The 6,375-nt window shown below is 68.2% G+C and carries 8 protein-coding genes and 1 pseudogene; 3 read left to right on the top strand and 6 right to left on the bottom strand.

The genetic code is table 11. From position 1 onward, the window contains the following. Positions 1 to 134: 134 nt before the first annotated feature. The gene (locus MBTS_RS20750; RefSeq protein ID WP_147832032.1) at positions 135 to 950 is read right to left on the bottom strand and encodes a cobalamin-binding protein; all 816 of its coding nucleotides are present in this window, start codon (positions 948 to 950) and stop codon (positions 135 to 137) included. Between the two features lie 6 nt (positions 951 to 956). Further along, positions 957 to 1,478: a DedA family protein gene (locus MBTS_RS20755; RefSeq protein ID WP_056143960.1), complete on the bottom strand. Its 522-nt coding sequence runs from the start codon at positions 1,476 to 1,478 to the stop codon at positions 957 to 959. Between the two features lie 167 nt (positions 1,479 to 1,645). On the opposite strand from MBTS_RS20755, the gene pdxY reads away from it, so the two are divergent. Genes pdxY through MBTS_RS20770 form a run of 3 tightly spaced genes read left to right on the top strand, consistent with a single transcriptional unit; the run spans position 1,646 to position 4,183 of the window. Further along, on the top strand, positions 1,646 to 2,494 hold the full coding sequence (gene pdxY, locus MBTS_RS20760) for a pyridoxal kinase PdxY (protein ID WP_147832033.1): 849 nt from the start codon (positions 1,646 to 1,648) through the stop codon (positions 2,492 to 2,494). Between the two features lie 23 nt (positions 2,495 to 2,517). Continuing rightward, positions 2,518 to 3,414: a PhzF family phenazine biosynthesis protein gene (locus MBTS_RS20765; RefSeq protein WP_056144702.1), complete on the top strand. Its 897-nt coding sequence runs from the start codon at positions 2,518 to 2,520 to the stop codon at positions 3,412 to 3,414. Next, positions 3,407 to 4,183, top strand: a complete 777-nt coding sequence (locus tag MBTS_RS20770) for a hypothetical protein (RefSeq protein WP_056143966.1) — start codon at positions 3,407 to 3,409, stop codon at positions 4,181 to 4,183. Before MBTS_RS20765 ends, MBTS_RS20770 begins: the two co-directional genes overlap by 8 nt. Positions 4,184 to 4,235: 52 nt before the next feature. Here the strand turns inward: MBTS_RS20770 and MBTS_RS23880 are convergent. The 4 genes and pseudogenes from MBTS_RS23880 to MBTS_RS20790 all read right to left on the bottom strand — a co-directional run. Further along, positions 4,236 to 4,856 (bottom strand): annotated as a pseudogene (locus MBTS_RS23880) (alpha/beta fold hydrolase); the annotation flags it as partial. Between the two features lie 286 nt (positions 4,857 to 5,142). Beyond that, on the bottom strand, positions 5,143 to 5,835 hold the full coding sequence (locus tag MBTS_RS20780; protein WP_147832035.1) for a retropepsin-like aspartic protease family protein: 693 nt from the start codon (positions 5,833 to 5,835) through the stop codon (positions 5,143 to 5,145). Then, positions 5,832 to 6,050 carry a DUF1289 domain-containing protein gene (locus tag MBTS_RS20785; protein WP_147832036.1) on the bottom strand — a complete coding sequence of 73 codons (219 nt, stop codon included), beginning with the start codon at positions 6,048 to 6,050 and terminating at the stop codon, positions 5,832 to 5,834. The genes MBTS_RS20780 and MBTS_RS20785 overlap by 4 nt, the downstream gene beginning before the upstream one ends. A 53-nt stretch (positions 6,051 to 6,103) precedes the next feature. After that, positions 6,104 to 6,375, bottom strand: a 272-nt coding sequence (locus tag MBTS_RS20790; protein WP_244973602.1) for an adenosylcobinamide-GDP ribazoletransferase, incomplete at its 5' end; no start/stop codon positions are given.

Below are 6,375 nucleotides of genomic sequence, written 5' to 3' on the forward strand. Positions count from 1 at the left end.
CTGCGGTCGTTGTGGAGGGGCGAGGGCTGCTGACATGGCTTCGCTTGGGGATGGCTTCGCTTGGGGATGGCTTCGCTTGGGGATGGCTTCGCTTGGGGAGAGTGCGGTCTCGAATCGACCGTCCCGCCAGGGAATCAGGTCGGCCCGCCCTTGTCACCTGCGGCAGCCTGCCCGCCCGCCAGTGCGGCGCGGATCGCGTCGAACCCATCGGTGAGCGCCGCCGGCCCTGGCTGCAGGATCAGCGGCGACTTGATCTCGTGGATGCGCCCCGCCGCCACGGCGGGGATCGCGTCCCAGCCCGGCCGCTCGCGGATGCGCGCCACGTTCACCCGCTTGCCACACCACGAGGCGAGGATGACGTCCGGCCGCGCGGCGATCACCTGATCCGACGTGACGATCCTGTCCTTGGCCGCCGGCTGGCGGGCGAGGTCGGGAAAGACGTCGTCGCCGCCGGCATAGCCGATGAGCTCGGAGACCCAGCCGATCCCCGAGATCATCGGCTCGTCCCATTCCTCGAAATAGACGGTCAGCCGGGGCGGGCCGGCATTGTCGAGGGCGGCGGCGCCGAGGCGGTGGGCGTAACCCTGGGCCAGCGCGTCGGCCTTCTCGCTGGCCCCGACCAGGGCGCCCACGGTACGGATCATGGCAAGGCAGCCGGCCACGTCGCGCTGGTTGAAGAGATGGACCGAGATTCCGGCGCGGGCGAGGTCGGCGACGATCTCGGCCTGCATGTCGGAAAAGGCGAGGACGAGGTCCGGCTGCAGGGCGAGGATTTTTGGCAGGTCGGCGCTGGTGAAGGCCGAGACGCGCGGCTTCTCCTTGCGCACGCGAGCGGGGCGCACGGCGTAGCCGGACACACCGACGATTCTGTCCTCCTCACCCAGCAGATAGAGGGTCTCGACGGTTTCCTCGGTGAGGCAGACCATGCGTTCGGGCGGGAAGCGGCGCATGCGGCGTCACGCGTTGAAGAAGCTGATGACGCCCGCGCCCGGCGCGAGCCAGACGAAGGCCCAGACGAAGGCCGAACTCCAATTGGCCAGCTGAAACGGCAGGCGCGCCACCTCGAACATCCCGGCGATGAGCGGCACCACCGCGCGGGCCGGGCCGATGAACCGGCCGATGACGATGCCCCAGGCGCCGTAGCGCCTGCAGAAATCCTCGCCCTTGGCGACCATCTGCGGATAGCGGCTCATCGGCCAGATCGACTTGGCGCCGTGCTGGAAGTAGCGGCCGATCTCGTAGGACACCCAATCCCCGAGCCCGGCGCCGATGCCGCCGGCGATCACCATCGGCCAGAACGGGATGCCGCTCGCACCGATCAACGCGCCGATGGCCACCAGAAGCACGGTGGCGGGGACCAGGATCGACAGGAAGGCCAGGGATTCGCAGAAGGCGAGCACGGCGATGATGAGGGGTGCCCATTCCTTGTGCGTTTCCACGAAGGTCAGGGTCGTGGTCTTCAGCGCTTCGAAATCCATGGATGCCCCTGCCCGTCGCGCCCGATGTGCGGGAAGGTCGCCCTTCCGGCAAGCGTCGATCTCGCCACGGACGAGCCTCGCGTCGGTTGTGAATGCACCGCTGGGCGAAACCGGCTACGACGCTGATCGTCGCACTCGCACCCGTCGAAGCAAAGCCTGATACGCCGATGAGAATTCTATCGATCCAGTCGCACGTCGCCTTCGGCCATGTGGGCAATGCCTCGGCGGTGTTCCCGATGCAACGGCTCGGCGTCGAGGTCTGGCCGATCCATACCGTCCAATTCTCCAACCATACCGGCTACGGCGCCTGGCGCGGCCGTGTGTTCGACGGGCCGATGATCGAGGACCTCGTGCTCGGCATCGCGGAGCGCGGCGTGCTGGGGCAATGCGACGGCGTCCTGTCCGGCTATATGGGCTCGGCCGATATCGGCACCGCCATCGTGCGGGCCGTGGCGGCGGTGCGGAGCGCCAACCCGAAGGCGCTGTATTGCTGCGACCCGGTGATGGGCGACACCGACCGGGGCATCTATGTCCGCCCCGGCATCCCTGAATTCCTGCGCGATCAGGCCCTGCCCGCCGCCGACATCGTCACTCCGAACCAGTTCGAATTGAACTTCCTGTCGGGCCTGCCCACCGGCACACTCGGCGAGGCCAAAGCCGCCCTGGCGGCGATCCAGGCCCTCGGGCCGCGCGTCGTGCTGGTGACCTCCCTGGTCACCGAGGACACCCCGTCCCATTCCATCGACCTGATGGCGGGGGAGGGCGGCCTGTTCTGGCGCCTGCGTACGCCGCGCCTCAACCTCGACGTGAACGGCGCGGGCGATGCCATCGCGGCGCTGTTCCTCGTCCACTACGCCCGCACCGGCTCGGCGGCTTTGGCTTTGGGCATGGCCGGTGCTTCGGTCTACGGCCTCCTGCGCCGCACGGCGGAGGCGGGTTCGCGCGAGATCCTCACCGTCGACGCGCAGGACGAGTTCGTGGCACCCAGCGAGACGTTCCCGGTAGAACCGGTCTGATGGTCAGCGAAAAGGAAAAGCCGATGAGCCGCCGCTTCGTCACCCTCGACGTCTTCACCGACACGCCCTTCGCCGGAAATCCGCTGGCCGTGGTGCTGGATTCGGAAGGGCTCGACGACGCGGCGATGCAGCGGATCGCGGGCGAGTTCAACCTGTCCGAGACGGTGTTCGTGCTGCCGCCGACGGAGGCACGCCACAAGGCCCGCCTGCGCATCTTCACGCCCGCCCGTGAGCTGCCTTTCGCCGGCCACCCGACGCTCGGGGCGGCGATCCTGCTGGCGTTGCACGATGCGAGATCCGGCCTCACCGACGCCACCGCCTTCGGTCTCGAAGAGTCGATCGGCACCGTGGCCTGCGTCGTCGAGGCGGGCGAGGGGCGCGGCCGTGGGCGCTTCAAGCTCCCGATCCTGCCGCACTACGACGGCGAGGGACCGGACGCGACGCTCCTCGCCCAGATGATCGGGCTGGAGACGCAGGATATCGGCTTCGGGCGTCACGTGCCGAGCCGGCACACGGCCGGGCCGGCTTTCCTGTTCGTGCCGGTCAACACGCGGGCGAAGCTCGATGCGGCCCGCGTGGACCTCGCCGCCTTCTCCACCCTGGAGCCTCGGACGGCACTCTATCTCTACGCCGTGGACCCGGAAGGCCTCGGCCTCCGCTTCCAGACCCGGATGTTCGCGCCGCATCTCGGCGTGATGGAGGACCCGGCGACGGGGTCGGCCGCCGCGGCCTTCGCCGGCGTGATGATGGAGTTCGAGCCCCTCGGCGACGGCGAGCACGATGTGCTGATCCGCCAGGGAATCGCCATGGGTCGTCCGAGCGAGATCGCGCTTCAACTGGTCATCGAATCCGGAGCCCTCCAATCCGTCGAGATCGGCGGCGCGGCCGTGGTGATGAGCGAGGGGACGCTGCTTGCCTGACGGTCTCACCCTCACGCGGATCGAGAGGGTGACGGCCCGGCTGGTGCCGTTCGAATGGGAATGGGCGCAGGCCAACGCGGCCTCCATCGCCGAGAACTGGGCGCGCCGCTGCGCCGAGCGGTCGGGGCTGTTCGACGGGCGGGTGCTCCTCGCGAAGTCGTGCCGGCTCGAGGGGACATCCTGTGCCGTCGAGTTGTTCGAGACGTCCTACGCGAGCTTCATCACCCACAAGGATCTGGGCTCGCCCGACCAACGTGTCCTCAACGCCTTCGCCGCCATCGTTCCGCACGGGTCGGACGGCGCCGTGCTGCTCGGTGTCATGGGCGCTCACACCGCCAATGCCGGACAGGCCTACTTCCCCTGCGGCACGCCGGACCTCGACGACGTGCGGGATGGCGATACGGTCGATCTCGCCGGCAGCGCCGAGCGGGAGTTCGTGGAGGAGACCGGGATGGCGCTCCCGGCCGACGCTCCGGAAAACTGGCTTCTGCTGCGCGGACAGACCCAGGCGGCATTTCTGCGGCCCGTGACATTCCCCGATCGAACGGACGCGCTGCGCGAGAGGATGGAGCGCCATCGCCGCGCAGAGATCGAGCCGGAACTCGCCGGTTTCGTCACGGTCGGTTCCAGCGGCGAGATCGCCCCCCGTTCGATGCCGGACTTCGTACAGGCATACCTGCGCCACGCATTCGCGGAATCGTCGGGGTCCGGCTCCATGCGACAGGCATCTCCCCCTCATCGAGCAGGAACGGCAGAAGGACGGCGGTGAACGCCTCGGGATGCGAGAAGTTGATTCCGTGGGCCGCTCCCGGAATGACGGCAAGGCGGCCCCGGGGCAGGGAGTCAGCGAGGCTCGCGACGAAGGCATGGGGGACGATGTAGTCACGCGTGCCCCAAACCACGAGCGTCGGCTGCTCGACCCGCAACGCCTTCTCTCCGATGCGGTTGTCGACCATGCTTCGCAAGGTCAGGATGTAGCGTCCGATGCCCGCACGGGCATAATCCATGAGCGCCACCCAGGCGAGCGACCAGCGCTCGAACGGCGCGATGGCGAGGAAGCCGACCACCTGCCGGACCAGGTTGCGCGCCTCCGGGTCCGGCGTGGGCCCCTGCAACACGAGACGGTCCACGAGGTGAGGGTAAACCAGCGCCAGTTCGACCAGCACTTCGCAGCCGAGCGAATTCCCCACAAAGGCTGCGCGCCTCACCCCGATCGCTGTCATGAAGGCCGCCAATGCATCCGCGAGCTCGCGAACCGTGAGCGCGCGGCGAGGCTTTTCGCTCAATCCGAAGCCGGGCAGGTCGGGAGCATAGACCTCGACATGAGGGGCGAGATGATTTGCCAGCGGGATCATGTACCGGCTCGACATCCCGAGCCCATGGACGAGGATGACGGGTATGCGGTCATCCGGCACAGCATCGAGCGAGACGCGGGTATGCATCGTCCTGCCGTCGACTTGGATCCACCTCGTTTCGAGCCGGACCGGATGTGAGCGCCGATACGGGCTGGTGCGCCGCCGAGACAAGGATTTGACGAGCGCCAAGCCGGCCAGAATTCCGCTCGCCGGCCAAAAAATCCACCGCAAGGACACAGGTGCCTTCCCGTTTCAGGTCGCTTCCGCCATCCGCGGTAAGGGATGCCGACGTCCGCTCTCCGGCGGCAGAGACATCATCTCGTGCGCCTGGTTTGTGTCCAAGCGGACGGTTCGAGGAGGCAGACTTCGATCATCAGCGCACAGGGCGCAACATCAGCCGGTCGCCGCGCACTTCGTAGGAGCCGAGCCTGTCGAGGAACGTCATGCCGAGCAGGTTTCCCGACAAGGCACCGCGCCGGCTCACCAGGGCCGAGACACGCCGTTCGGTGATCGTGCCGATGCTGAGGCTGTCGAGATAGACCGGGGCGGCCATGGCAACGCCGTTGGCGGTGGAGACCCTGATCGAGAAGTCGGATTCCGCGGGGGAAATCCCGATGGCGGCTGCGTTCTCCGCCGTGAGAACCACGGAACTCGCGCCCGTGTCGAACTGGAAGACCTGGGCGCGGCCGTTCACTTCCGCGCGCACGGAGAAGTCCCCGTCCGCGCGGCGGTTGATCGTCACGCTTCCGTCGCCCGCCGTGACGGCACTGCCGGGCCGCAGCGTCCCGACGAGGCGATTGCCGACATCCCCGGCTTCCTCCTTGTAGGCATAGCCCGCCACCAGGGCGACGGTGAGGGCGGCCCAGAACAGCAGCGCCTTCAGGTTGGTGCCGATCTGTTCGCGGAACCGATGCCAGAACCCGGCGAGGAAGATCGTCAGCAAGGTTCCGCTGAAGGCGAGCCGCGCGAGCTGGTCCTTCTCCAGCCCCGCGACGGTGCTCGATTCGTCCGAGAGGGCGAGGAAGGCGACGATGCCGAGGAGAACGGCAAGGGCAGCGTAGATCATGGCTCGGCCAGGGCCTTGTCCCGCAGGGGATAGGCGGCGCGAAGGCGATGTCCGAGGGTCGCCATGATGGCCTCCCGCTTCGCCTCCGACAGCGATCCCCACAGCCCGATCTCTTCGCGCGTACGTCCGCAGCCTTCGCAAAGCCCGGTCATGGCGTCGAGAATGCAGAGCTTCGTGCAGGGGCTCGAAGCCCTCGGGGCGACAGGCTGGGTCATGGCCGTTCCATGCCCTCAGGCGCGGGTCGCGATCAAGCGCCAAAGTGCCATGGTCAGCGCGGGACCGTCGCCACGAGGGCGAGAAGGGCCGCGATCTCGGCCACCTGCTGGCAGGCTCCGATCACGTCGCCGGTCTGGCCGCCGATCTTGGCTCGGGCCAGGGCGGTGAGGAAGAGGGAGGCTCCCAGCGCCAGGGCGGGCATCAGCACCATGCCGAGAGAGGGCAAGCCGGCGATCCAGCCAATGACGACGAAGGCGAGGGCGAAGAGGGCAACGATTCCGCTGGTCCGGCGATCGGGTGTTCCCACCGATGCCCCCGCCCCGC

The sequence above is a fragment of the Methylobacterium bullatum genome, from assembly GCF_014845095.1.
In the GTDB taxonomy this organism is placed as follows: domain Bacteria; phylum Pseudomonadota; class Alphaproteobacteria; order Rhizobiales; family Beijerinckiaceae; genus Methylobacterium; species Methylobacterium bullatum.